Origin of the sequence: Thiobacillus sp. (assembly GCF_030696885.1) — a bacterium.
Taxonomy (GTDB): Bacteria; Pseudomonadota; Gammaproteobacteria; order Burkholderiales; family Thiobacillaceae; genus Thiobacillus.
The window spans coordinates 1-24,814 of sequence record NZ_JAUYRI010000021.1; the positions used below are offsets into that span (position 1 = coordinate 1).

Annotated in this window: 24 protein-coding genes and 1 other RNA gene; 19 read left to right on the forward strand and 6 right to left on the reverse strand. The window is 63.6% G+C overall.

Going from position 1 to position 24,814, the window contains the following annotated elements:
* The 6 genes from Q8R61_RS10670 to Q8R61_RS10695 all read right to left on the reverse strand — a co-directional run.
* Positions 1–1,944 (reverse strand): PAS domain-containing protein (locus Q8R61_RS10670; RefSeq protein ID WP_305537017.1); only part of this gene is annotated, 1,944 nt, incomplete at its 3' end.
* Positions 1,945–2,166: 222 nt separating this feature from the next.
* Positions 2,167–2,534, reverse strand: a transfer-messenger RNA (tmRNA) gene (gene ssrA / locus Q8R61_RS10675).
* Positions 2,535–2,607: 73 nt separating this feature from the next.
* A complete protein-coding gene (locus Q8R61_RS10680) occupies positions 2,608–2,991 on the reverse strand; it encodes a SirB2 family protein (RefSeq protein ID WP_305537019.1) in 384 nt (127 codons plus the stop codon).
* A 3-nt stretch (positions 2,992–2,994) separates the two neighbouring features.
* On the reverse strand, positions 2,995–3,657 hold the full coding sequence (locus Q8R61_RS10685) for an HAD-IA family hydrolase (protein WP_305537021.1): 663 nt from the start codon (positions 3,655–3,657) through the stop codon (positions 2,995–2,997).
* A gap of 4 nt (positions 3,658–3,661) precedes the next feature.
* Positions 3,662–4,360 (reverse strand): bifunctional 2-polyprenyl-6-hydroxyphenol methylase/3-demethylubiquinol 3-O-methyltransferase UbiG, encoded by a 699-nt coding sequence (gene ubiG, locus Q8R61_RS10690; protein WP_305537023.1) that lies wholly within the window; start codon positions 4,358–4,360, stop codon positions 3,662–3,664.
* Between the two features lie 8 nt (positions 4,361–4,368).
* Entirely contained in the window at positions 4,369–5,682 is a 1,314-nt protein-coding gene (locus tag Q8R61_RS10695) for a TRZ/ATZ family hydrolase (protein WP_305537025.1), read from the reverse strand.
* A 125-nt stretch (positions 5,683–5,807) separates the two neighbouring features.
* On the opposite strand from Q8R61_RS10695, the gene gyrA reads away from it, so the two are divergent.
* The 19 genes from gyrA to Q8R61_RS10790 all read left to right on the forward strand — a co-directional run bounded on the left by gyrA (position 5,808) and on the right by Q8R61_RS10790 (position 24,788).
* The gene (gene gyrA, locus Q8R61_RS10700) at positions 5,808–8,357 is read left to right on the forward strand and encodes a DNA gyrase subunit A (RefSeq protein WP_305537027.1); all 2,550 of its coding nucleotides are present in this window, start codon (positions 5,808–5,810) and stop codon (positions 8,355–8,357) included.
* A 15-nt stretch (positions 8,358–8,372) separates the two neighbouring features.
* Positions 8,373–9,452, forward strand: coding sequence for a 3-phosphoserine/phosphohydroxythreonine transaminase (gene serC / locus Q8R61_RS10705; protein WP_305537029.1), 1,080 nt, complete (start codon positions 8,373–8,375; stop codon positions 9,450–9,452).
* The gene (locus Q8R61_RS10710) at positions 9,445–10,620 is read left to right on the forward strand and encodes a phosphoglycerate dehydrogenase (protein WP_305537031.1); all 1,176 of its coding nucleotides are present in this window, start codon (positions 9,445–9,447) and stop codon (positions 10,618–10,620) included. The genes serC and Q8R61_RS10710 overlap by 8 nt, the downstream gene beginning before the upstream one ends.
* Positions 10,617–11,723, forward strand: coding sequence for a prephenate dehydratase (pheA, locus tag Q8R61_RS10715; protein ID WP_305537033.1), 1,107 nt, complete (start codon positions 10,617–10,619; stop codon positions 11,721–11,723). Before Q8R61_RS10710 ends, pheA begins: the two co-directional genes overlap by 4 nt.
* A complete protein-coding gene (hisC, locus tag Q8R61_RS10720) occupies positions 11,720–12,817 on the forward strand; it encodes a histidinol-phosphate transaminase (protein ID WP_305537035.1) in 1,098 nt (365 codons plus the stop codon). The genes pheA and hisC overlap by 4 nt, the downstream gene beginning before the upstream one ends.
* Positions 12,814–13,677, forward strand: a complete 864-nt coding sequence (locus tag Q8R61_RS10725) for a prephenate dehydrogenase/arogenate dehydrogenase family protein (protein ID WP_305537037.1) — start codon at positions 12,814–12,816, stop codon at positions 13,675–13,677. Before hisC ends, Q8R61_RS10725 begins: the two co-directional genes overlap by 4 nt.
* Positions 13,677–14,966, forward strand: coding sequence for a 3-phosphoshikimate 1-carboxyvinyltransferase (gene aroA / locus Q8R61_RS10730; protein WP_305537039.1), 1,290 nt, complete (start codon positions 13,677–13,679; stop codon positions 14,964–14,966). Before Q8R61_RS10725 ends, aroA begins: the two co-directional genes overlap by 1 nt.
* Complete coding sequence (gene cmk / locus Q8R61_RS10735) at positions 14,963–15,640, forward strand: (d)CMP kinase (RefSeq protein ID WP_305537041.1); 678 nt, start codon at positions 14,963–14,965, stop codon at positions 15,638–15,640. Before aroA ends, cmk begins: the two co-directional genes overlap by 4 nt.
* A gap of 85 nt (positions 15,641–15,725) precedes the next feature.
* Complete coding sequence (rpsA, locus tag Q8R61_RS10740; RefSeq protein ID WP_305537043.1) at positions 15,726–17,447, forward strand: 30S ribosomal protein S1; 1,722 nt, start codon at positions 15,726–15,728, stop codon at positions 17,445–17,447.
* Between the two features lie 3 nt (positions 17,448–17,450).
* Entirely contained in the window at positions 17,451–17,735 is a 285-nt protein-coding gene (locus Q8R61_RS10745; protein WP_305537045.1) for an integration host factor subunit beta, read from the forward strand.
* A gap of 104 nt (positions 17,736–17,839) precedes the next feature.
* Positions 17,840–18,130 (forward strand): lipopolysaccharide assembly LapA domain-containing protein, encoded by a 291-nt coding sequence (locus Q8R61_RS10750; RefSeq protein ID WP_305537047.1) that lies wholly within the window; start codon positions 17,840–17,842, stop codon positions 18,128–18,130.
* A gap of 293 nt (positions 18,131–18,423) precedes the next feature.
* Positions 18,424–19,590: a lipopolysaccharide assembly protein LapB gene (gene lapB, locus Q8R61_RS10755; protein ID WP_305537049.1), complete on the forward strand. Its 1,167-nt coding sequence runs from the start codon at positions 18,424–18,426 to the stop codon at positions 19,588–19,590.
* A 16-nt stretch (positions 19,591–19,606) separates the two neighbouring features.
* The gene (gene pyrF, locus Q8R61_RS10760; protein ID WP_305537051.1) at positions 19,607–20,302 is read left to right on the forward strand and encodes an orotidine-5'-phosphate decarboxylase; all 696 of its coding nucleotides are present in this window, start codon (positions 19,607–19,609) and stop codon (positions 20,300–20,302) included.
* A gap of 12 nt (positions 20,303–20,314) precedes the next feature.
* Positions 20,315–21,637, forward strand: coding sequence for a UDP-glucose/GDP-mannose dehydrogenase family protein (locus tag Q8R61_RS10765; protein ID WP_305537053.1), 1,323 nt, complete (start codon positions 20,315–20,317; stop codon positions 21,635–21,637).
* Between the two features lie 61 nt (positions 21,638–21,698).
* Positions 21,699–22,418, forward strand: a complete 720-nt coding sequence (locus tag Q8R61_RS10770; protein ID WP_305537055.1) for a hypothetical protein — start codon at positions 21,699–21,701, stop codon at positions 22,416–22,418.
* Positions 22,419–22,439: 21 nt separating this feature from the next.
* Complete coding sequence (locus tag Q8R61_RS10775; RefSeq protein ID WP_305537057.1) at positions 22,440–23,267, forward strand: FkbM family methyltransferase; 828 nt, start codon at positions 22,440–22,442, stop codon at positions 23,265–23,267.
* Complete coding sequence (gene cysM, locus Q8R61_RS10780; protein ID WP_305537059.1) at positions 23,264–24,157, forward strand: cysteine synthase CysM; 894 nt, start codon at positions 23,264–23,266, stop codon at positions 24,155–24,157. Before Q8R61_RS10775 ends, cysM begins: the two co-directional genes overlap by 4 nt.
* Positions 24,158–24,215: 58 nt before the next feature.
* Positions 24,216–24,497, forward strand: a complete 282-nt coding sequence (locus tag Q8R61_RS10785) for a CopG family ribbon-helix-helix protein (protein ID WP_305537061.1) — start codon at positions 24,216–24,218, stop codon at positions 24,495–24,497.
* Between the two features lie 3 nt (positions 24,498–24,500).
* Positions 24,501–24,788, forward strand: coding sequence for a type II toxin-antitoxin system RelE/ParE family toxin (locus Q8R61_RS10790; protein ID WP_305537063.1), 288 nt, complete (start codon positions 24,501–24,503; stop codon positions 24,786–24,788).
* Positions 24,789–24,814: the final 26 nt, after the last annotated feature.

The following is a 24,814-nucleotide window of genomic DNA, read 5'->3' on the forward strand; positions in this document are numbered from 1 at the left end:
CTCGACCATCTGCTGCGCCTGCGGCGTCAGTTCTCCGAGCACGCCGCCGTTGATCAAACCCAGTGCACCCGAAATCGAGGTCAGCGGGGTGCGCAGCTCGTGGCTCACCGTGGAGACGAACTCGCTCTTCATGCGTTCCATTCGCTTGCGCTCGGTGATGTCCTCGGAAATGCCAAGGAGGTACTGAGGTCTGCCAGCGTCATCCCGCAGGACCAGCTTCTGGGTGTGCAGGATACGGGTGCCATGGGGCGTTTCAATGGTCTCTTCCGGGATGTTGGCTACCCCGTCCTGCGTCAGAACATCACGGTCCTTGCGGGTGAACTGGTCGGCCTGCTCCTTGGGGAACAGGTCGTAGTCGTTGTACCCCAGCAAATTTTCCCGCCCGCGGCCCAGCAAGATCTCCCCTGCGCGGTTGAAGTACTCGAAGCGCAGGTCGGACGCGCGCTTGAGGAAAATCATGTTGGGGACGTTCTCGAGAATGCCCTGCAGGAGCTGGCTTGTTTCATGCAGGCGTTCTTCGGCCTCCTTGCGCTCGGAAATGTCCGACTTGATCGCCATGAAGCCTTGTAGTTCACCGTTTGCATCACGCAGCGGGTTGCAGCTGATGCGTACCCAGTAGGGCCGGTGCGACTTGGTGTAGTTGACGATGTCGACTTCGAAATGCGCCTGCCGGGCCAGCGCCTCGCGCATCACTTCGACTGTTGCCAGATCGGTGGCCTCGCCCTGCAATAACTCGCTAGGCTTGCGGCCGCGCATTTCTTCCAGCGTGTAGCCGGTGATGCGGGTGAAGCCCTCATTGATCCACTCCACCTGCCCCTGCACGTTGGTAATGATCACGCCGTTGGTGGTCTGGCTGGCGACGCGTGACAGGCGGGCAATCTCGAGCTGATCTTTACGAAACTGTCTTTTGATGCGTGCGGCATCGACCAGTTGTCCGAATGTCACCAGCAGGGGCTGCAGAAAATCGATTAAGGCCTGGTCATATCCGCCTGCGCGGTTGGCGACGCCCATCATGGCGACCAGTTCGCCGTTGTGGTGGACCGGAATGCCGAGGAAGGCATTCAGCGCGGGGTGGCCCTTGGGCAACCCGCCGCGACGTGGATCCTGATAGGGCGTGTTGGCGATGACGGGCTCGCCGCTGGTCATGGCCGCCCCGAACAGCGTCTTGAGGTTGTGGAACTCCATGCCCTGAGGTGCGTGGGTCGCGTAGAAGTCGCGAGTGGGCTCGTCCCAGGCGATGTTGGTGATGGCGTAGGATTTCAAATAGGGCTCGCCCTGCGGGTTGCGCAAGACTTCACCCAGGAAACCGTATTCGCTTTCAGTCAGGGACAGGAAGTCATCGAGCAGGCCGTTGAAGGCCTGGTGGCGATCCTGTTCCCGAATGAATTCCGACTGCGCGCGAACGATGACTTCCCCGAGCTTTTGCGCCTGCTTCAGCGCACGGCCCTGGTGAATCAACACCGCCTGGTTGAGTTCCGCTTCCACGCAGGCGGCCAGATCGAGCAAAACCTGGCGCTCCGATGCGTTCAGCTGTCGCGGTTGGTCGGAGATAAGGCACAGGGTTCCGAGGCGATAGCCTTCCGGCGTGCTGAGCGGCGCGCCGGCATAAAAGCGGATGTTGGGCGGCCCGGTAACCAGCGGATTGTCGGAAAAGCGCGGGTCGAGGCGGGCATCGGTCACCTCGAAGATGTCGCCGCCCAGAATGGCGTGGCCGCAGAAGGAGATGTCGCGCCCTGTCTCGCAGGCCTCCAGGCCCTGGCGCGATTTGAACCACTGGCGATCGGAATCCACCAGCGACACCAGCGCGATCGGCACGCCCAGCACATTCTTCGCCAACCGGGTCAGGCGGTCGAAGCGCTCCTCGTCCGGCGTGTCAAGAATGTCACGCGCGCGCAGGGCCTGCAGGCGCTGCAATTCGTTATCGGGCAGGGAGGGGGGGTGCATGGGTATTACCAGGGAATGCCGGGCCGCAGGCAGCCCGATACTGGCAGGGGAAGGGGGCGCAGGGAGGTCATGCGGAGTGTTTTTTCCTGCCGGATGTCGGAAAGCCGTTCAATACTTGAATTTATCGGTGAATTCGGCTTGATCTTGAGCTTCAGACGGGTGTCAGGGCGCTTGGACGCGAAAAGAAAAACCCCGGCCGTTTCCGGTCGGGGTTTAGGGTGTTGGTGGAGCCGGCGGGAATCGAACCCGCGTCCGCAAGCCCTCTACAGGCAGTTCTACATACTTAGTCCGGTGTTTTCAAGCTTTAAGCTCCATCACGCCCGCCAGACAGGCTGGATCTCGCCGAGTCGCCTTGGATTTAGCACCTGTCCAAGCGACCCGGACAAGCACGATTTCATGTGAATTAACTCACTGTCGGGTTGCCCCGACCCAGCCCATGAACAGGCTAGTGTGAGTCCTGGACCTTAAGCGGCCAGGGCGTAGTTTTCGTCGTTTGCGACTAAGTTTTTTTCAGTTGGATTTACGAGGTGCTCTGACCCTCGGTATGCCCTACGCTGCTTTGCGACCCACGTCGAAGCCAGGTCGGCCCCTGTGTGTTGCTGCAACAAGTGTAACGCATAGAGGGGGCCCCCGCAGGAAAGTTCCGGCGGGGGGCGGGCCGACTTAGCGCAGGAAAGGGAGCGGGTCGTGCGCCAGGGCCACAGCGACCATGTAGCCGAAAACCAGCAGCGCGGCGAACCAGGCGACGATGCGCTGGGGTTTGGTTTTGCCGCGCTTGAGCGCAAGGGTGCCGAGCACGATGTAGGCGATCAGCGCGAAGAGCTTGGCGGTGAGCCAGCCGTGGACCAGCGGATATTGCTGGATCAGTACCGCCAGCGCGATGCCGCTGACCAGCAGCAGGGTGTCGTTGACGTGCGGCACGATGCGCACCCAGCGCGCCTGCAGCCGGGGCGAATCCGCCATCATCCAGGCACCGCGCAGCAGGAACAGCGCCAGCGTGATGGTGAGAGTGGCAAGGTGCAGGTTCTTGAGGGCGAGGTAGATCATCGTTCAGGCCAGGAAGTCGAGGGTTTCGAGCGGGTGACGGATCTGCGCGTGGGCGCCCCAGGTGTGCGGTTCGTCGGCCGCGTCGAGGTAACCCCAGGCGGCGACCAGCGCCGGCATCGCGGCGGCGCGCGCGGCCTCGATGTCGCGTTCGGCGTCGCCCAGGTACAGGCATTGTGCCGAGGTGGCGCCGCACAATTCGGCGGCGGCGAGCATCGGCGCCGGATGGGGCTTGGACTGGGGGCAGGTGTCGCCGGAAACGATGCAGGCGGCGCGCTCGGCCAGATCGAGGATGGACATCAGCGGTTCGGTAAAGGCCGCCGGCTTGTTGGTGACGACGCCCCATTTCAGGCCGCGCGCCTCGAGTTCGGCCAGCAGCTCAAGAATGCCGGGGAAGGGCCGCGAATGGCGGCAGATGTTATCGGCGTACAGCTGCAGGAATTCCTCACGCATGGCTGCGAAGCGCGCATCGTCGGGCTGCAGGTCAAAGCCGATGCCCAGCAGGCCGCGTGCGCCGTGCGAGGCCTGCGGGCGGATCACCGCGTCAGCAAGCCCGGGCAGGCCGTGGGCTGCGCGCTGCAGGTTGAGCGCGTAGCCCAAGTCCGGTGCGGTGTCGACCAGGGTGCCGTCGAGGTCGAACAGGACGGTGCGGATGCCGGTCAGCTTCATGTCCTCACGCCCCACGGCGCGTCGCCAGCAGGTAGTTGACGTCGGTGTCCGCTTCCAGCTTGTACACCTTGGTCAGCGGGTTGTAGGTCATGCCGATCAGTTCCTGGGTGTCGAGCCCGGCTTCGCGCGTCATGCGGGCAAGCTCGGCGGGCTGGATGAACTTGGCGTAGTCGTGGGTGCCGCGCGGCAGCAGCTTGAGGATGTATTCGGCGCCGACGATGGCGAACAGATAGCTCTTGGCATTGCGGTTGAGCGTCGAGAAAAATACCCAGCCGCCGGGCTTGACCAGCCGCGAACAGGCAGCAACGACGGACGCCGGATCCGGTACGTGCTCGAGCATTTCCATGCAGGTGACGACGTCGAATTCGCTGGCGTGCTGCGCTGCGTAGTCCTCGGCCGAGATCAGCTGGTAGTCGACCTGCTTGCCGGATTCGTAGAGGTGCAGCTTGGCGACCTTGAGCGCCTTCTCCGACAGGTCGATGCCGCTGACCGTGGCACCGGCGCCGGCCATCGCCTCGGCCAGGATGCCGCCGCCGCAGCCGACGTCGAGCACGGTCTTGCCGGCGAGCGCGGCCTGCTGGTCGATCCATTTCAGCCGCAGCGGATTGATTTCGTGCAGCGGCTTGAATTCGGAATTCGGGTCCCACCAGCGGTGGGCGAGTTCGGAAAACTTGGCGATTTCGGCAGCGTCGACGTTGCTCATGGCATTCCTTATGCGGTCAGTTTGCCGCGCCAGTAGGCGGCGCGGGTGGTCAGGTCGTCGGGGTCGAGATCGACCAGACGGCGGTCATGCAGTTTCAGGATGCCGTCGACCCAAACGTGGGTGACGTGCTCGCGTCCGGCAACGTAAACCAGGTGCGAGACGGGGTCAAACACCGGCTGGCAGGCGAGATCGCGCAGATCGACCGCGACCAGGTCGGCGCGCTTGCCCGGCACGATGCTGCCGATGCGGTCGTCGAGGTTGAGCGCGCGGGCGGCGTCGAGCGTCGCCATTTTCAGGGCGGCGGCGGCGGGCAGGGCGGCGGCATCGCCGCTGACCCCCTTGGCCAGCAGCGCGGCCAGGCGCATCTCGGCAAACAGGTCGAGGCGGTTGTTGCTGGCGGCGCCGTCGGTGCCGAGGCCGGTGTTGACGCCGGCTGCGGCGAAGCGAGCCAGCGGCGCGATGCCAGAGGCGAGCTTGAGGTTGGAACTCGGGCAGTGCGCCACGTGACAGCCGTGCTGCGCCAGCAGGTCGATTTCGGCATCGGTCACATGGACCGCGTGGACGCCGATGAAATGGGGACCCAGCAGGCCCAGCCGCGCCAGCCGTTCCAGCGGACGTACGCCGTGCTGGCTCAGGCTGTGCTGGATTTCGTCGGCGGTTTCGTGAAGGTGGGTGTGGATCGGCAGCCCGAGCTGTTCGGCCAGGGTGCCGATGCGGCCGAAGCTGGCGTCGGAAATAGTATAGGGCGCGTGCGGCGCGAAGGTGAAGCCGAGCAGGGGCTCGTCTTTCAGTTCGTCGCGCAGGGCGAGCCCCTTGGACAGGTAGTCGTCGGCGTCAGAGGCATAGGCGCTGGGGAATTCCAGCACGATCATGCCCAGCACGGCGCGCATGCCGGCCTGCTGGAAGGCTTCGGCCGCAGCCCGCGGAAAGAAATACATGTCATTGCAGGTGGTGATGCCGCCCGCCAGCATTTCCGCGGCGGCGAGCAGGGTGCCGTCGCGCACGAAGGCTTCGGAGACGTGCTGCTTCTCGGCCGGCCAGATGCGGTCGTTGAGCCAGCTCATCAGCGGCAGGTCGTCGGCCATGCCGCGTAGCAGCGTCATCGCCGCATGGCCGTGCAGGTTGATCAGGCCGGGGATCAGCGCCTGGCCGGGCAGGGTCAGCGTCTGCGCTGCGGCGTAGCGGGCCTGGGCGGCATCGGCGGGCAGCACGTCGAGAATCCGGCCGTCCTGCACGACCACGGCGTGGTCCGTCAGGGTTCCTGCGGGGTCGACGGGGACCACCCACTGCGGCAGGAGGAGGAGATCGGCGGGGGCTTTCATGGTGGGCTGCATTCTCGCCGTTTACGATGGGATAGGCAAAGGCGGCCGCGGTTGGGCAATGGCGGGCGGGGCCACCGACCATGCTAAAATCGCGGGCTTTGAAGCCTGATAAATAAAAGCCGGTTATGGAACAGTTTGCCAAGGAAACCCTCCCGGTCAGCCTCGAAGAGGAGATGCGGCGCTCATATCTCGATTACGCGATGAGCGTGATCGTGGGGCGCGCACTGCCGGATGTGCGCGATGGCCTGAAACCCGTGCACCGCCGAGTGCTGTTTGCCATGAACGAGCTCGGCAACGACTGGAACAAGGCTTACAAGAAGTCGGCCCGCGTGGTCGGCGACGTCATCGGTAAATACCACCCGCACGGCGACACTGCGGTGTACGACACCATGGTGCGGATGGCGCAGGATTTCTCGCTGCGCTATCCGCTGATCGACGGCCAGGGCAACTTCGGCTCGGTCGACGGCGACAATGCAGCGGCGATGCGTTACACCGAAGTGCGGATGGCGAAGATCGCGCACGAGCTGCTGGCCGACCTGGACAAGGAAACGGTCGACTTCGGTCCCAACTACGACGGTTCCGAGCACGAGCCGCTGGTGCTGCCGGCCAAGATCCCCAACCTCCTGATCAACGGCTCGTCCGGCATCGCGGTGGGCATGGCGACCAATATCCCGCCGCACAACCTGACCGACATCTGCACCGCGCTGTTTGCGCTCTTGGACGACCCCGAGATCGACATCGAGTCGCTGATCGCGATCGTCAAGGCACCCGACTTCCCGACCGCCGGCATCATCTATGGCCTGTCGGGTGTGCGCGACGGCTACCGCACCGGCCGCGGCCGCGTGGTGATGCGCGCCACCTGCCACTTTGAAGACGTGGGCAGGGAAGGCGGCAAGCAGGCCATCATCATCGATGAGCTGCCCTACCAGGTGAACAAGGCCAACCTGCTGATCAAGATCGGCGAGCTGGTGCGCGAAAAGCAGATCGACGGCATCGCCGACCTCAGGGACGAATCCGACAAGTCGGGCATGCGCGTCTATATCGAACTGAAGCGCGGCGAGAACGCCGACGTGATCCTGAACAATCTGTACAAGCAGACGCAGATGCAGGACACCTTCGGCATGAACATGGTGGCGCTGATCGACGGGCAACCCAGATTGCTGAACCTGCGCGAAATGCTCGACGCCTTCCTGCGCCATCGGCGTGAAGTCGTCACTCGCCGCACCGTGTTCGACCTCAGGAAGGCGCGCGAACGCGGCCATATCCTGGAAGGCCTGGCCGTGGCACTGGCCAACGTCGACGAAATCGTCGAGCTGATCAAGAGTTCGGAAACCCCGCTGATCGCCAAGTCGCGCCTGCTGGACCGCGCCTGGAAGTCGGCGATGGTCGAGGAAATGCTGGCGCGCATTGATCCCGAGTATTCGCGGCCGGTGAACATCGGCCCCGAGTTCGGCCTGCACGCCGACGGTTACCGCCTGTCCGAGATCCAGGCGCAGCGCATTCTTGAAATGCAGCTGCAGCGCCTGACCAACCTGGAATCGGACAAGATCATCGGCGAGTACAAGGAGATCATGACCAAGATCGCCGACCTGCTCGATATCCTGGCCAACCCGTCGCGCATCACCCAGATCATCCGCGAGGAGCTGACGCAGATTCAGGAGCAGTTCGGCGACGGCCGTCGCTCGGCCATCGTCGAGAACGCGCAGGACATGTCGATGGAGGACCTGATCAAGCCGGAGGAGATGGTCGTCACGCTGTCGCACGGCGGATATATGAAATCGCAGCCGATCGATGACTACCGTGCGCAGAAGCGCGGCGGGCGCGGCAAGCAGGCGGCGGGCACCAAGGATGAAGACTTCATCGAGAAGATGTTCCTCGCCAACACCCACGACTACATTCTCTGCTTCTCCAACCGCGGGCGGCTGTACTGGCTCAAGGTCTACAACGTGCCGCAGGGCGGGCGTGCCGCGCGCGGCAAGCCCATCGTCAACCTGCTGCCGCTGGAAGACGGGGAAAAGATCAACACGCTGTTGCCGGTCAAGACCTTCGACGACGATCACTACGTGTTCATGGCGACCGCGAACGGCATCGTCAAGAAGACGCCGCTGTCCGACTTCTCGCGTCCGCGCACTGCCGGCATCATTGCGGTGGGGCTGGATGACGGCGATTTCCTGATCGGCGCGTCGATCACCGACGGCCGCCATGATGTGATGCTGTTCTCTGACGGTGGCAAGGCGGTGCGCTTCGATGAAAACGACGTGCGCCCGATGGGGCGCACCGCGCGCGGCGTGATCGGCATGAAGCTCGCCAAGGGCAAGAAACTGATTTCGCTGTTGGTGGCCGAAGACGAGAACGACTTTGTGCTGACCGCGACTGAAAACGGCTACGGAAAGCGCACGTCGATTGCCGAATACACCCGCCATGCCCGCGCCACGCAGGGCATGATCGCGATCCAGACCAGCGAACGGAATGGAAAAGTGGTCGCCGCCACGCTGGTGAAGGCGGACGACGAGATCATGCTGATCACCACCGGCGGCGTGCTGATCCGCACCCGGGTCAAGGAAATCCGTTCCATGAGCCGTGCGACGCAGGGTGTGACGCTGATCAATCTGGACAAGGGCGAAACGCTGATCAGCCTGGAAAAACTGGCCGAAGCGGAAGTCGAAGAGGAATAAAGGGAGACAACACGCATGACAATCTACAACTTCAGTGCCGGCCCGGCCGTGCTGCCCAGGGAAGTTTTGCAGCAGGTGCAGACCGAGATGGTCGACTGGCACGGCAGCGGCATGTCGGTGATGGAAATGAGCCATCGCGGCAAGGAATTCATGGGCATTGCCGCCGAGGCGGAAGCCAACCTGCGCGAGTTGATGGGCATCCCCGCCAACTACAAGGTGCTGTTCCTGCAGGGCGGCGCGTCCTCCCAGTTCGCGATGGTGCCGATGAACCTGCTGCGTGGCAAAGCCAGCGCGGATTACCTCAACACCGGCGAATGGTCGAAAAAGGCCATCAAGGAAGCGAAGAAATTCGGCGCGGTGAATGTGGTTGCATCGAGCGAGGACAAGAACTTCAGCTACGCGCCAGCACAGGATACGTGGAAGCTAGATCCGAACGCGGCCTACGTCCACTACACGCCCAACGAAACCATCGGCGGCGTGGAAATGTTCTGGATCCCCGACACCGGGAGCGTGCCGCTGGTGGCCGACATGTCGTCGACCATCTTGTCGCGCCCGATCGACGTGTCGAAATTTGGCGTGATCTACGCCGGCGCGCAGAAGAACATCGGCCCGGCCGGACTCACCATCGTCATCGTGCGCGACGACCTGATCGGCGAGACGCTGAAGGGCACGCCGACCATGTTCGACTACAAGACGCACGCCGACAACGAATCGATGTACAACACGCCGCCGACCTTTGCCATGTATACGGCCGGACTGGTGTTCAAGTGGCTGAAGAGGCGCGGCGGGCTGGTTGCGATGGAAAAGACCAACCGCGAGAAGGCGAACCTGCTGTACGACTATCTCGACGCGACCGACTTCTACAATTCGCCGGTGGCGAAGGACAACCGCTCGCTGATGAACGTGCCGTTTACCCTGAAAGACGCCGCGCTCGACGAAGCCTTTCTCAAGCTGGCCAAGGAACGCAGCCTGCTGCAGCTGAAGGGTCACCGCTCGGTGGGCGGCATGCGGGCCTCGATCTACAACGCGATGCCGATCGAGGGCGTGCGCGCGCTGGTCGACATGATGCGCGACTTCGAGAAAAGTCATGGCTGAGCCGCGCAAGGTTCTCACGCTCAACGCGATTTCCGCACGCGGCCTGGCACGCCTGCCCGAGCATTACACCGTGGGCGGCGACATCGTCGATCCTGACGGCATCCTGGTGCGCTCGGCCAACATGCATGAGATGGAGATTCCGGCGTCGGTGCGCGCGATCGCCCGCGCTGGGGCCGGCACCAACAATATTCCGGTGAAAAAGCTGTCGGAACGCGGCGTGCCGGTGTTCAATGCGCCGGGTGCGAATGCCAACGCGGTGAAGGAACTGGTCATCACCGGCATGCTGCTGGCCGCGCGCAATATCGTGCCTGCGATCAAGTTTGTCGAAGGCCTGTCCGGTTCGGATGAGGAGATGCACAAGGCAACCGAAGCCGGCAAGAAGCAGTTTGCCGGCACCGAGCTGCCGCACCGCACGCTTGGCGTGATCGGCCTGGGCGCGATCGGCTCCTATATCGCCGAAGCCGCGATCAAGCTCGGCATGAACGTGGTCGGCTTCGACCCCGCAATCACGGTGGACGCCGCCTGGCGGCTGCCGTCGCAGGTCAAGCGCGCCGAGAATGTCGAAGATGTGCTGCGCATGGCCGATTTCGTCACGCTGCACGTGCCGCTGATCGATAGCACCCGCAACCTGATCAACGCGCAGCGCATCAGTGCGATGCGCCCCGGTGCGGTGCTGCTGAATTTCGCGCGCGAAGGCGTGGTCGACAATGCCGCCGTGATCGAGGCGCTCGATGCCAACAAGCTGCATGCCTACATCTGCGACTTCCCCGCGAATGCGCTGAAGGGCCACGCCAAAGTGGTGGCGCTGCCGCACTTGGGCGCCTCCACCGAGGAGGCCGAGGAGAACTGCGCGGTGATGGTGGCCGAGCAGCTCGCCGACTATCTGGAAAACGGAAACATCCTCAATTCGGTGAATTTCCCCAACGTCAGCATGCCGCGCGAATCCGCTTACCGCGTTGCGATCGCCAATGCCAACGTGCCCAACATGGTGGGTCAGATTTCATCGCTGCTGGCTGCCGCAGGACTCAACATCCACAACATGGTCAACAAGTCCAAGGGCGACATGGCGTATACGCTGGTTGACGTCGACAGCGCCGTGACCGCTGCGGTGCAGCAGCAGCTTGCCGCCATCGCCGGCGTGCTTGCCGTGAGGTATCTGCCTGCATGACAGACGGCGCGTCCAAGGACCTTGGCGCACTGCGTGCGCGTATCGACAGCATCGACGACTCCCTGCTGAAGCTGGTGTCGGAGCGCGCGGGCATTGCCCAGCAGGTCGGGCGCGCCAAGAACGGCGAAAAAATCTACCGGCCCGAGCGCGAGGCACAAATCATCCGTCGCCTGCGCGAGACCAACCCCGGCCCGCTGTCGGGCGACACCATCGAACGCCTGATCCGCGAAATCATGTCGGCCTGCCGTGCGCTCGAGGAAACCACCCGCATCGCCTACCTCGGTCCCGCCGGCACCTTCAGCCAGCAGGCCGTCCACAAGCATTTTGGCCATGAGGTCGAGGCGCTCGCCGAGGCGGACATCGACGCCTGCTTTCAGGCGGTGGAAACCGGACGCGCCGAGTTTGCCGTGGTTCCGGTTGAAAACTCGACTGAGGGCGCGGTCGGCCGCACGCTCGACCTCGTTGTTGCCAGCCCGCTGAAAATCTGCGGCGAAGTGATGCTGCCGATCCACCAGATGCTGATGCGCAAGCGCAGCGGACTGGACGGCGCCGGACTTGATGGGATCGCGCGAGTGTATGGCCATGCGCAGTCACTCGCCCAGTGCCAGCAATGGCTTGCCCGCCATCTGCCCAACGCCGAGCGCATCAGCGTCGTCAGCAACAGCGATGGCGCACGTCGTGCTGCCGCCGAGCCGGACGCCGCAACCCTGGGCAGCAAAACCGCCGCCGAATTGTATGACCTGGTCGTGGTGGAGGCGCGCATTGAAGACGAGGCCAGCAACACCACGCGTTTTCTGGTACTGGGCCGGACCGACTCGGCACCGTCGGGACGCGACAAGACCTCGCTGGTGATGAGCGTGAAGAACCAGCCGGGTGCGGTGGTCAAGCTTTTGCAGCCGCTGGCCGACGCCGGCATTTCCATGAGCAAGCTGGAGTCGCGCCCGGCGCGGCTGGATCATGTGGGCCTGGGCAACTGGGGCTATCTGTTCTTCGTCGTCTGCGAAGGCCATCGCGAAGACGCCAGCCTGGCGGCTGCGCTGGCCGAAATCGAATCGCGCGCCGCTTTCCTCAAAGTGCTGGGCTCCTACCCCGCCGCATCGTGACGCACTGCTGCGATTTTTCCCCGCCGCACGTGCGCGCTATTGCGCCGTATCTGCCCGGCAAACCCATTTCCGAGCTGGCGCGCGAACTGGGCCTCGATGAGGCCGACATCGTCAAACTGGCGTCGAACGAAAACCCGCTCGGCCCCAGTCCGCGCGCGCTGGCAGCGGCGCAGGATGCTCTCTACGACATGGCCCTGTATCCCGACGGCGCCGGCTTTGCACTGAAGGCGAAACTGGCGGACAAGCTGGGCGTGACGGCGAATCAGATCGTGCTGGGCAACGGCTCCAACGATGTGCTCGACATGGCGGCGCGCGCGTTCCTGACGTCCGGGTCGTCTGCGGTGTACGCGCAGCATGCCTTCGCGGTGTATGCAATCGCCACGCAGACCGTGGGCGCACGGGGCATCGCGGTGACGGCCAAAGCGTTTGGCCACGACCTGGCTGCGATGCGCGCAGCGATCCGTGACGACACCCGCGTGCTGTGGCTCGCCAACCCCAACAACCCGACCGGCACCTTCCTGCCGTGGGCCGAGATCGAGGCCTTTCTCGCCACCGTGCCGCCGCAGGTGCTGGTGGTGCTGGACGAAGCCTACGGCGAATATCTCCCCGCCGGGGATCGCTGCGATACCCTGGCGTGGATCCGGCGCTTCCCCAATCTCCTGATCAGCCGTACCTTCTCCAAGGCCTATGGCCTGGCCGGCCTGCGCGTCGGCTATGGGGTCGGGCATCCCGATGTGATCGATCTGTTGAACCGGGTGCGCCACCCCTTCAACGTCAACGCGCCCGCACTCGCTGCAGCCGAGGCCGCGCTGGACGACGCCGATTTTCTTGACCGCAGCTATGCGCTCAACCGTGCCGGCATGGCACAGTTGGAGGCAGGACTCGCCGGACTGAACATCGAAACCGTGCCGTCGAAAGGCAATTTCCTGATGGCGAAAGTGGGCGATGCCGCCCGCATCAATACCGAATTGCTTAAGCGTGGGGTGATCGTGCGCCCGGTCGGCAATTACGGACTGCCCGAATTCCTGCGTGTCTCGGTCGGCCTGGCCGGCCAGAACGCGCGTTTCCTCGACGCGCTGAAAGCCTGCCTGTGATCGTCGAAAAACTCGCCATCGTCGGTACCGGCCTGATCGGCGGCTCATTTGCATTGGCCTTGAAACAGGCCGGCGCAGTGCGCACGGTGTTCGGGGTGGGGCGCAATCCGGCGAGTCTGGATGCCGCGCTCGAGCGCGGCCTGATCGACCGTGTCGTCGATTGGGCGGAGACCGGGCAGGCAGACTGCATTCTGCTCGCGCTGCCGGTGGGCGAGACCGCGGCCGTGCTGAAAAAACTGGTGCCGCATCTGAAGGCGGGCGCCATCGTCACCGACGCCGGCAGCACCAAGGTCAATGTTGTAGCGACGGCGCGTGCGGTACTTGGAGAGCGCTTCGCCGATTTCGTGCCGGGCCACCCGATCGCCGGCTCCGAACAGAGCGGGCCCGGCGCCGCGCGCGCCGACCTGTACCAGGGCCGCAAGGTGGTGCTGACGCCGCAGGTCGACACCCGCGCCGACGCGCTCGCCACCGTCACGGCGCTGTGGCAGGCGGCCGGTGCCCAGGTCGAGACGCTGGATGCCGACCTGCACGACCGCGTGTTCGCGGCAGTGAGCCATCTGCCGCATCTGGCGGCGTTCGCGCTGGTGGACGAACTGGCACAGCGCGCCGACGGCGATACCTTCTTCCGCTTTGCCGCCAGCGGCTTCCGCGATTTCACCCGCATCGCCGGCAGCAGCCCGGAAATGTGGCGCGACATCGCGCTGGCAAACCGGGCAGCGGTGTTGACCGAACTTGATGCCTACATCGCCGCACTACAGGCGTTGCGAAGCACGGTCTCGGACGAGAACGCCGAGGCCTTGCTGGCGATTTTCTCGCGTGCCCGCGCGGCACGCATTCACTGGGCCGATACACAAGCTTGATGGAATTTCTCGATTTACCCCCCAGCACCGCCGCGCGCGGCACGGTGCGTCTGCCCGGCTCCAAAAGCATTTCCAACCGCGTGCTGCTCTTGGCGGCGCTGGCGAAAGGCACGACCATCGTGCGCGCGCTGCTCGATTCCGATGACACCCGGGTGATGCTCGACGCCTTGCGTGCGCTGGGCGTGGGCGTGGCGCGGGTCAGCGATTCCGACGACTATGAAATCACCGGGGGCGGCGGCGCGTTTCCGGTCAAGCAGGCCGAGCTGTTCCTGGGCAATGCGGGCACCGCCTTTCGGTCGCTGACCGCCGCGTGCGCCCTGTCGGGCGGCGAGTATGTGCTGAAAGGCGTGGCGCGGATGCACGAGCGGCCGATCGGCGATCTGGTCGACGCCTTGCGGAAGCTGGGCGCACGCATCGACTATCTGGGCGAAGAGGGCTTTCCGCCGCTGAAGATCCATCCGGCAGAGATCGCCGGCGACACCACCGAGGTGCGCGGCAACGTGTCGAGCCAGTTCCTGACCGGCCTCCTGATGGCGCTGCCGCTGCGGCAGCGCAACACCACGATCGAAGTCGTGGGCGAACTGATTTCCAAGCCTTATATCGGCATCACGCTGGCGATGCTGCGCCGCTTTGGCGTCGACATCGCGCGCAACGGCTGGCAAGGCTTCGGCGTGCCGGCTGCGGCGCGCTACCGGAGCCCCGGCGAAATCTGGGTCGAAGGCGATGCGTCGTCGGCGTCGTATTTTCTTGCAGCGGGCGCGATCGGCGGTGGCCCGGTGCGGGTGCAGGGTGTGGGCCGCGACAGCGTGCAGGGCGACGTGCGCTTTGCCGACGCATTGGCGAAAATGGGCGCGCAGATCGACATGGGGCCGAACTGGATCGAGGCCAGTGCGCCGCGGTCGGGCCGCCTGATGGCAATCGATATTGACTGCAACGCCATCCCCGACGCCGCGATGACGCTGGCGGTGGCGGCGCTGTTTGCCGACGGCGTGACCACGCTCCGTAACATCGCCAGCTGGCGGGTGAAGGAAACCGACCGTATCGCGGCGATGGCGACCGAACTGCGCAAGGTCGGCGCGACGGTGGAAGAGGGCGCGGACTTCATCCGCATCACCCCGCCGCAAAGCCTGATTCCCAACGCCGTCATCGACACCTACGACGACCATCGCATGGCGATGTGCCTGTCGCTGGTGGCGCTCGGTGGCGTGCCGGTGCGAATCAACGACCCGGCGTGCGTGAACAAGACCTTTCCGACGTACTTCAAGATTTTTTCGACGATAGCCCAATGAACACCGCATCCGCCTCCCTCCCGGTCATTACCATCGACGGCCCCTCAGCCTCCGGTAAAGGCACCGTGGCCGAGCGGGTGGCGACCGCGCTCGGTTTCCATTTCCTCGACAGCGGCGCGCTCTACCGGCTGACCGCGCTGTCGGCGATGAAGCAGGGCGTGGCGCTGGACGACGAGGCCGCCGTGGCGCAATTGGCGGCCGCGCTGCCGGCCACCTTTCGCGACGGCGCGGTGTGGCTGGCGGAGGAAAACGTGACCGACACCATCCGTGCCGAGGCGGTGGGCGAGGGCGCGTCGAAAGTGGCGGCGTTGCCGGCGGTGCGCGCGGCGCTGCTCGACCGCCAGCGGGCCTACCGGCAGGCCCCCGGCCTGGTGGCCGACGGCCGCGACATGGGTACCGTGGTGTTCGCCGACGCGCTGGCCAAGGTCTTCCTCACCGCCAGTGCCGAGGCGCGTGCCGAGCGGCGGTATAAGCAGTTGATCGAAAAGGGGAACTCTGCTAATCTCCCCGCCCTTGTCGCTGATATGCAGGCGCGCGATGCGCGCGACACGGCCCGCGCCGTGGCGCCGCTGAAACCCGCGGCCGATGCGCTGTTGCTCGATACCACCCAGATGGATATCGAGTCGGCGGTGCGGGCGGTGCTGTCGCACTATCAGCGCAAGCAAGGCAATTGATTGGTGTCATTCTCGTGTCAGACCTGCGCCCGCAGGCTGGCGATGTGCAACTAACCCCGTCCTTACCGACGGACTGAAGGTTTTAATGTCTACTGCTACCGCTACTTCCGCCCCCGAGTCCATGGAAAGCTTTGCCGCCCTGTTCGAGGAATCCCTTGAGCATCAGGAGATGCGCCAGGGTGAAGTCATCACCGCCGAAATCGTCGGCATCGACCACAATTTCGTCACGGTGAACGCCGGCCTCAAATCCGAGAGCCTGATTCCTGTTGAAGAATTCAAGAACGACCTGGGCGAGATCGAAGCCAAGGTCGGCGATTTTGTTTCCGTCGCCATCGAGTCGATCGAAGACGGCTTCGGCGCAACCAAACTCTCCAGAGAACGCGCCAAGAAACTGGCCGCATGGCTGGACCTGGAAGCAGCAATGAACGAAGGCCGCATCGTCACCGGCATGGTGCAGGGCAAGGTCAAGGGCGGTCTGACGGTACTGGTGGGTGGCCTGCGTGCCTTCCTGCCGGGTTCGCTGGTGGACATGCGTCCGGTCAAGGACACCACGCCGTTCGAATACAAGGAAATGGAATTCAAGGTCATCAAGCTCGACCGCAAGCGCAACAACGTCGTGGTGTCGCGTCGTGCCGTGCTGGAAGAGACCATGGGTGCCGACCGCGAAGCGATGATGGAGAACCTGAAGGAAGGCTCCATCGTCAAGGGCGTGGTCAAGAACATCACCGACTACGGCGCGTTCGTGGATCTGGGCGGCATCGATGGCCTGCTGCACATCACCGACATGGCCTGGCGTCGCGTCAAGCACCCGTCCGAAGTCGTGCACGTCGGCCAGGAACTGGAAGCCAAGATCCTGCGCTACGACACCGAGAAGAACCGCGTGTCGCTCGGCATCAAGCAGCTGGGTGACGATCCGTGGGTCGGCATCGCTCGCCGCTACCCGCAGGGCACCCGCATGTTCGGCAAGGTCGCGAACCTGACCGACTACGGCGCGTTCGTCGAGATCGAAGAAGGCATCGAAGGCCTGGTGCACGTCTCCGAAATGGACTGGACCAACAAGAACGTCAGCCCCTCCAAGATCGTGCAGCTGGGTGACGAAGTCGAAGTCATGGTGCTCGACATCGACGAAGACAAGCGCCGCATCTCGCTCGGCATGAAGCAGTGCAAGTCGAACCCGTGGGAAGATTTCTCGATGAACCACAAGAAGGGCGACAAGGTCGGCGGCGCGATCAAGTCGATCACCGACTTCGGCGTGTTCATCGGTCTGCCGGGCGGCATCGACGGCCTGGTTCACCTGTCCGACCTGTCGTGGAACGTTGCCGGCGAAGAAGCCGTGCGCAACTTCCGCAAGGGCCAGGACGTGGAAGCCGTGGTGCTCGGCATCGACCTCGAGCGCGAGCGCATTTCGCTCGGCATCAAGCAGCTCGAAGGCGATCCGCTGACCAGCTACGCGACCGGTCACGAGAAGGGCAGCATCGTCAAGGGCACCATCAAGACCGTGGAAGCCAAGGGCGCCACCGTGCAGCTCGACAGCGACATGGAAGGCTACCTGCGCGCATCCGAAGTCTCGCGTGACCGCGTCGAAGACATGCGCAGCCACTACAAGGAAGGCGACGAAATCGAAGCCATGATCATCAACGTCGATCGCAAGAACCGTGTGATCAACCTGTCGATCAAGGCCAAGGACATGACCGAGCAGGATTCCGCGATGAAGAAATTCGCCGCCGAATCCGCCGCGGCAGCCACCGGTTCGACCAACCTTGGCGCGCTGCTGAAAGCCAAGCTCGACAACAAGAACGCCGAGTAATCCATGACCAAGTCCGAGCTGATTGCTCAACTGGCGTCGCGGCATCCGCAATTTTCGGTTGCGGATATCGAGATGGCGGTGAAGACGATCCTCGACGCGCTGGCGAAGAACCTGTCGCGCGGCGAGCGGATCGAAATCCGTGGCTTTGGCAGCTTCAGCCTGAGCTTTCGTCCCGCCCGCATCGGACGCAACCCCAAATCGGGGGAGCGGGTGCAGGTGCCGGCCAAGTATGTGCCGCACTTCAAGGCGGGCAAGGAACTGCGCGACCGGGTGGATTTTCCGGTCTGACCGGCAGTCCGGACAGTACAATCGAAAACGGCGCCCGCGGGCGCCGTTTTCTTTGGCGATTGGCGCCGCGAGAGTAAAATGGGCGAACTTCCTGGCGCACACTTATGAAAAACTTCACGCACTATCTGGGCTTGCTGGCCAAGCTGCTGGTATTTCTGCTGGTGCTGGGCTTTGCCCTCAAGAACAGCCAATCGGTCGTGTTCTATTCCTACCTCGGCTATGTGTGGCAGGCGCCGCTGATCATCATGCTGGGCCTGGCGTTCTTTCTGGGTGCGCTGACAGGCGTGCTGGCCCTGCTGCCCACCCTGTTCAGGCTGCGTCGTGAAGCGGCCAGGAAGCCGCATCCGACCGAACTGGATACGATCACGCAAGCCACCGACATGCCTGTCGTCTAGTTAATCCTAGAAACCACAGTTGACCGCTTATGACTTCATGGAATGCAGTATGAACCCTGGCTTTTTCGTCTTCGGTCAGAGTCACCGGCAGGGTGAGTCCGCTACGCACCCGCTGGCACGCCTGACTGCCTGCCTGCCTTTGTCGCTCGTCGTTGCAGGCATCAGCCTGCTGTCTCCTCGCTTCGCCCTAAAGGACTCCGATCCACTACGGGCTAAAGTCCGTGCGGAATCGTATGCGCCAGACACGCGCTCAGACGCACCATCGGGCGCGTCCAACTGCGGTTCCTAGGATTATGGAATTCGAGTTCTGGTGGCTGCTGGCCTTTCCTCTGTTTTTCGTGCTGGGCTGGCTGGCGGCGCGCATCGACATCCGCCAGGTGGTGACCGAATCGCGCGCGCTGCCCAATTCCTATTTCCGCGGGCTCAATTTTTTGCTCAACGAGCAGCCCGACAAGGCGATCGAGGCCTTTCTAGAAGTCGTCAAGCTCGAGCCTGAAACCATCGACCTGCACTTCGCGCTGGGGGGGCTGTTTCGCCGCCGCGGCGAGTTCGATCGCGCCATCCGCATGCACGAAAACCTGCTCGAGCGCGAAGGCCTGGCTGAAGAGCAGCGCCTGCGTGCGATGGGCGAACTGGGCCAGGATTACCTGAAGGCCGGCCTGCTCGACCGTGCCGAGCAGGTGTTCGGCAAGCTGCTTGAAACGCCGCAGCATGGGCTGGCGCGCACCTATCTGCTGGAAATCTACGTGCAGGAGAAGGACTGGCAGAAAGCCATCGACGCCGCGCGCCTGCTGGAAAAGGACACCAGCAAGCCGCTCAATGCCGACATCGCCCACTTCCATTGCGAACTGGCGCTGCTCGAAGCGGCGAAGGGCGATCCCGATGCCGCCGCAGCCCATCTGCAGCAGGCGTTGGTGGCCAACCGCCAGTCGGTGCGCGCTAACCTGATGGCCGGCGACCTCGATGCGGCTGCGGGCAAGCACGAGGCCGCGATTGCCGACTGGCGCCTGGTCGAAGCGCAGAGCGCGGCGCACATGGCACTGGTGGTCGAGCGCGTGCTCGGCAGCTACCGCCAGCTCGGGCGGCTGGCCGAGGGCGTGCAGTGGCTGCGCGCACTGCATGCGCGGCAACCGTCGCAGGACGTGTTCAACGCGCTGTACCTCGCCGTGTCCGAAGCCGAAGGCGCGGCCGCCGCCAGCCAGTTGGCGCGCGAGGAGTTGCGCCGCAACCCCAGTCTGCGGACGCTGGATCGACTGCTCGAAGCCCAGCTGATCAATGCCGAGCCCGACGACCGTGAGCTGTTGCAGGTGGAAAAAACTCTGGTGGCGTCGCACAGCCAGCGCATGATGCGCTACCAGTGCGGCAGCTGTGGCTTCAAGGCCAAGCAGTTCTTCTGGCGCTGCCCGGCGTGCGGGCGCTGGGACAGCTTCGATCCGGAGCGGCGTGAGGGTGAGAGCTAGGGATCAGGGAATAGGGATGACGCACAAGATTATCGTGGCGCTGGATTTTCCGGACGCAGCCTCGGCGCTGGCGCTGGTGGGTCGGCTCGACCCTGCGCTGTGCCGGCTCAAGGTCGGCAAGGAGCTGTTCACCGCGTCGGGGCCGGAGCTGGTGCGGATGCTGGTTGCGCGCGGCTTCGAGGTTTTTCTCGATCTCAAGTTTCACGACATTCCCAATACCGTCGCGGCGGCCTGTCGCGCGGCGGCCGGGCTGGGCGTGTGGATGATGAACGTGCACGCCTCGGGCGGGCGCCGCATGATGGTGGCGGCGCAGGAAGCGCTGGCGGGGCTGCGTAATCGCCCGCTGCTGATCGCGGTGACAGTGCTGACCAGCATGAGCGCCGAGGACCTGGATGAGGTCGGCGTTGCCGCTGCGCCGGCCGACCAGGTGTTGCGCCTCGCGCGTCTGACACAGGCCTGCAAACTCGATGGCGTCGTCTGCTCGGCGCAGGAGGCCACGTTGCTGCGCGCAGCCCTGGGCGCAGATTTCCGCCTGGTCACGCCGGGCATTCGTCCGGCCGGCGCTGCGGTGGGCGATCAGCGCCGCGTGATGACGCCGGCAGAAGCCTTGCGCGCCGGTGCGACCGATCTGGTGATCGGGCGCCCGATCACCGCTGCCGCCGATCCGCTGGCCGCACTCAAACAGATTCAGGCAGACATACACAATATCTAGGGAGATGACGCTGTGAAAATCACTGTAATTGGAACGGGTTATGTAGGACTGGTGAGCGGGACGTGCCTGGCGGAAGTCGGCAACGAGGTGTTGTGCCTCGACCTCGACTCGAAAAAAATCGAAACGCTGAAGGCCGGCGGCATCCCGATTTACGAGCCGGGGCTGGAGGACATGGTGAAGCGCAACGTCGCCGCGGGCCGGCTTTCTTTCACCACCAATGTCGAGGAGTCGGTGGCCTTCGGCCAGATCCAGTTCATCGCCGTCGGCACCCCACCGGACGAAGACGGCTCGGCCGACCTGCAGTATGTGGTCGCCGCCGCGCGCAACATCGGTCGCCATATGACCGACTACAAGCTGGTGGTCGACAAATCGACCGTGCCGGTGGGCACCGCCGATAAGGTGAAAGCAGCGCTGCAGGAGGAACTGAGCAAGCGCGGGGTCGCACTCGAATTCAACGTCGCCTCCAACCCCGAGTTTCTCAAGGAAGGCGCCGCAGTGGACGACTTCATGAAGCCCGACCGCATCGTGATCGGCACCGACAGCGAGCGCGCCACCCAGCTGCTGCGCCAGCTGTACGCGCCGTTCCAGCGCAACCATGACCGCCTGACCGTGATGGATGTGAGAAGCGCAGAACTCACCAAATACGCCGCCAACGCGATGCTGGCGACGCGCATTTCCTTCATGAACGAACTCGCGGTGCTGGCCGAGAAACTTGGCGCAGACATCGAGCAGGTGCGCCACGGCATCGGCTCCGACCCGCGCATTGGCTATCACTTTTTGTATGCTGGCTGCGGTTACGGTGGCTCGTGCTTCCCCAAGGACGTGCAGGCGCTGCGGCGCACGGCACAGGAGAACGGCATCCCGCTGCGTGTGCTCGACGCGGTGGAAGAAGCCAACGACGCGCAGAAGCAGGTGCTGGTCAACAAGCTGACCGCAAAACTGGGCAAGGATCTCAAGGGCAAGCGCTTCGCGATGTGGGGCCTGGCGTTCAAGCCCAACACCGACGACATGCGCGAAGCGCCCAGCCGCAGCATGCTCGAAGCGCTGTGGGCGATGGGCGCCAGCGTGTCGGCCTACGACCCGGCGGCGATGGAGGAAACGCGCCGTATCTACGGCGAGCGCGCTGATCTGCTGTTGGTCGACAGCCCGATGGATGCGCTGAAGGGCGCCGATGCGCTCCTGATCGTCACCGAATGGAAAGTCTTCCGCAGCCCCAATTTCGACACCATGAAGTCGCTGCTGAAGTCGCCGCTGGTGTTTGACGGCCGCAATCTCTACGAGCCGCAGGCGATGCGCGACATGGGTTTCGACTACCTGCCGATCGGGCGGCAGTGATCGTATTGTCTATTCGGCGGATCGGCACGGTACACGGCGCACGATGAAGCAGGTAGTCTGCATGAAATGGGGGCCGCTTTACCCGGCCGACTATGTCAACAAGCTCTATGGCATGGTGCGCCGCAACACCGAAGGGCCGCTGCGTTTCGTCTGCATGACTGACGATGTGCAGGGCGTGCGCGAGGAAGTGGAATGCATGCCGTGTCCCGAGGTCGACGTGCCGCCGCCGCGCAATCGTACGGGCTGGCGCAAGATTGCCGTGTGGGCGAAGGAATTGCCTGGCATGGAAGGCGACTGGCTGTTTCTCGATCTGGACGTGATCGTGACGGGCTCGCTCGATGTGTTCTTCGACTACGAGCCTCAGGTGTCCTTCATCGTGATGCAGAACTGGACCCAGCCGGGCAAGGGCATAGGCAACACGTCGGTGTTCCGCTTCCGCGTGGGTGCTCATCCCTACATCTACGACCGGCTGGCGCCCGAATTCCCCGAAATCTACCGGCAATACCGGATCGAGCAGACTTATATTTCGCGTACCGTCAGTGAAATGAAATTCTGGCCGGACGCATGGTGCGTGTTGTTCAAGACGCATTGCGTGCCGCCGATGCCGCAGCGCTGGTGGAAAGCCCCGGTGCTGCCCGCCATGGCGCGCGTCGTGGCCTTTCCGGGGGTGCCCAATCCGCATGAGGCGGTGCAGGGATTGTGGCCCGTGAAGAAGTGGTACAAGAAATTCTACAAGCACATCCGGCCGGCGACCTGGATCAGCGATTACTGGAAAGCCTAGGCACGGGTGGCGCACGAACCAATGAACACTGACGATACGACGAAGCCGTGGGGCGCCCTTGCACCTGTGGGTGCAGCGCGCGTTCTGCTGCTGCTGAAGCAATGGGGGCTGGCCCGGGGGTCTGCCAAAAAACATCTCGGCAGGCTGTGGTCGCGTATGGGCCTGGGCACGCCGGTCGATATCCGCTATGCCGGACTGAAATTCAGGGTGCATCCGTTCGACAACACCGTCGAAAACAAGATGCTGTTCGGATCGAAGCTGAGGGATGAGCAGGAGCTGAGCCAGATGCGTCGCGCAGTAGCCGGCGGCGGCGTGTTTCTCGATATCGGCGCCAATATCGGATACTACGCGCTGATGGCTGCGCACTTTGGTGCCGGCCGCGTACTGGCTTTCGAGCCCAACCCCCGGGTCTACGCGCGGCTGCGTTTCAACATTGCGGCCAATACCCTGGAAAACCGGGTCAAGCCCTTGCAGATGGCCCTGGGCGCGGAAGCCGCGACAATGACCCTGATCGTCACGGAACGCGACATGGGGGGAAGCCGCATCGGAAATGACGGCGGCGAGGCGGGCAGCGCGATCAGCGTCGAGGTGGCGCCGCTGAGTAAGGTGTTGCAGGATGGGCAGATCGATCGGGTCGACGCGCTGAAAATCGATGTGGAAGGGATGGAGGACGCGGTACTGTTTCCGTTCTTCGAAACCAGCCCGCGCTCGCTGTGGCCCCGGCTGCTTATTATCGAACACACCAGCCAGCAATCCTGGAAGCGGGATATCCTGTCATGGATGCTCGATTCGGGTTACCGGGAAATCGAGAGAAACCGTTCGAATGCGATGCTTGAGTTGAATCCATGAGCAGCTACAAAACAATCGAGGATACGGTCGGCAACACGCCGCTGGTGCGGCTGAAGCGCATGCCGGGGGAGACGTCGAACACCGTGCTGGTCAAGCTCGAAGGCAACAACCCGGCGGGTTCGGTAAAGGACCGGCCGGCGCTGTCGATGATCGAGCGGGCCGAAGCGCGCGGCGAGATCAAGCCGGGCGACACGCTAATTGAAGCGACCAGCGGCAACACCGGCATCGCGCTGGCGATGGCGGCAGCAATGCGCGGCTACAAGCTGATCCTCATCATGCCCGAGCACCTGTCGATCGAGCGGCGGCAGACCATGCGCGCCTTTGGCGCCGAATTGCAGCTGGTCAGCAAGGCCTCCGGCATGGAGGGCGCGCGCGACCTGGCGGTCGAAATGGAAAAACAGGGCATCGGCAGAATCCTCGACCAGTTCGCCAACCCCGACAACCCCGAGGCGCACTACCGCAGCACCGGACCGGAAATCTGGCGCGACACCCAGGGCAGAATCACCCACTTCGTTTCCAGCATGGGCACCACCGGCACCATCATGGGCTGCTCGCGCTATCTAAAGGAACAGAACCCCGCGATCCAGATCGTCGGCGTGCAGCCGACCGAAGGTGCGCAGATTCCCGGCATTCGCAAATGGCCGGAGGAATACGTGCCGAAAATCTGCGACCCGAGCCGCGTCGACCGCATGATCTACGTCAGCCAGCAGGATGCCGAGGAAACCACCCGGCGGCTCGCACGCGAAGAAGGCATCTTCGCCGGCATCTCGTCCGGCGGTGCGCTGTGGGCGGCGCTGCAGTTGTCGAAGGAAGTCGAGAATGCGGTGATCGTCTCCATCGTGTGCGACCGCGGCGACCGCTATCTGTCGACAGGCGTATTCCCGGCCTGAATTGACGATGATTCATGGTGGTGATACTTTGGTGTCACCTTATTGACAGGAGAGCGTCATGGCTGCCACCACTACACTCAAACTGCCCGAACCGCTCAAGGCACGGATTGCGCCCTTGGCCGAGGCGGCCGGCAAATCGCCTCACGCCTGGATGATCGATGCGCTGGAAGAGCGCGTCGCGCAATCCGAGGCCTACGCCGCGTTCATGGCCGAGGCCCTGGAGGCCGACCGGATAATGACCGAGACGGGACTCGCTTATGCCGCTGAGGATGTGCATCAATACCTGCTGGATAAGCTCGAAGGCAAAGCTGTCAAGCGTCCCAAACCGATCAAGATCTGATCGATGACGGCGGTTGTCTATACCCTACAAGCACTTGATGATCTGGACAGACTGGAAGATTTCCTGCTTGAAGCGGATGTTCCGGCCGCCAGAAAGACCATTCCACTTATTATCTCGGCAGTTGAAACCCTGCGATTGCATCCAAACATAGGCAGACGTCGAGGAGGCCTGATGCGCGAACTGGTCATTTCGCGCGGAAGCACGGGCTACATTGCGCTGTACCGCTATCACGAAATTCGAGACGTTGTGACCGTGCTCGCGATCCGTCACCAGCGCGAGGTCGGGCTATGAACGAAATACCAACGAAGAAACACATC